General features: G+C 40.9%; 2 protein-coding genes. Both read right to left on the bottom strand.

Features of this window, described 5'->3' with window-relative positions; translation table 11 throughout:
- Nucleotides 1–74 precede the first annotated feature (74 nt).
- Nucleotides 75–203 (bottom strand): hypothetical protein, encoded by a 129-nt coding sequence (locus RT41_RS10755; protein WP_281251385.1) that lies wholly within the window; start codon nt 201–203, stop codon nt 75–77.
- A gap of 381 nt (nt 204–584) precedes the next feature.
- Nucleotides 585–938, bottom strand: coding sequence for a hypothetical protein (locus tag RT41_RS10185; protein WP_143467376.1), 354 nt, complete (start codon nt 936–938; stop codon nt 585–587).
- Nucleotides 939–1,195 lie beyond the last annotated feature (257 nt).

The following is a 1,195-nucleotide window of genomic DNA, read 5'->3' as shown; positions in this document are numbered from 1 at the left end:
AGACGAAACGCAGTTTCGGGACAATAATTTTGCAATCGGAAGATTGGAAAATTATTGTCAGACAGAGGCGAAGCCTATGGCTCAGGCCAAGTTGCAGCTCTTGTAGCGTCATTAATATCGACAGCGGATTGTTTACCACCGATATCATGCAAGCGTAGGTGCGGATGTCCTCGTGCTAATGCTGTGACTGAGACTTTTGGCAACAGGATGATTGCAGAGCAAGCAAACTGGGGCTGAAAGATGAAGGAGCGAGCATTACTTAGCGACTGTTTTGTAACGAACAACTGTTTCATCTGTTGTCAACGATTCGGATTGGGCAAACATTCAGGGGCAAATATAACTGTACTCGATAACCCAGATGGTAAAATTTTGCCACCATATTCCTTGATTTTACCCCTTCGGAATACATAAAATTACTCCAAAATAATATATGTTATATATACCAATTTTTTGAGCAAAATTTTTTTCATTTTCCTACTTTTTCAACTTGCCCTCTTTGCGTGTTATAACTAGCTTTGTAGCACTTTGACTTTTTGCGTTTTCCTACCGTTCCCTTATGCTCTTTAGGAATATATCGTATATCGTCAAAAAATCGAGTTTTTGAGATTTTTAACAACGTTATCGGAATACATCATTTGCGTGTCACAGGATGGAGGCAATATCGTCAGAAACTTGTTTTCTGCGATATGCCGAGAGCGCCATGTTGGCAGAGCCGAGGGAGCATTGGTTGCAGAGCAAGCATGTTCCCATAAGGCGGTGGCGGTGCTGCGAGTGTAGAGCTGGTGGCGATTTATTGCCATCAGCTTGCCGAGCAGCGTGTATCCTGGCATCGTGCCAATGCTGTGACTGAGATTTTTGGCAACAGGGTGATTGCGGAGCAAGCACACTGGGGCTGAAAGGCGAGGGAGCGCATTGCTTTGCATCGTTTTTATTGTCATCGTACCTATTTACCTCAGCTATTGGAGTCACATTTGATGTCATTGTCCAAGTTTTCATCGAACATCCTTCCCAAGCGAACATCTGAATCGGGCATAATATTAATAATAAAAAAGAATTACTGTGTAAATTCTTTTAAAAACATACCTAGCATATATATATCGTATAAGTTTTTCTTTTTTAAAAAAAGAATTAACCAGTTTTCAGCCCCTATCATCCTAAAAACAAGGAGTTATTGACGTTAAGTCAAGTTTTTAGA

Source organism: Lactococcus fujiensis JCM 16395 (genome assembly GCF_002441655.1).
Classification (GTDB): domain Bacteria; phylum Bacillota; class Bacilli; order Lactobacillales; family Streptococcaceae; genus Lactococcus; species Lactococcus fujiensis.
The sequence above is the reverse complement of the archived record's forward strand: the minus strand, read 5'-3'. Positions and strand labels throughout refer to the sequence as shown.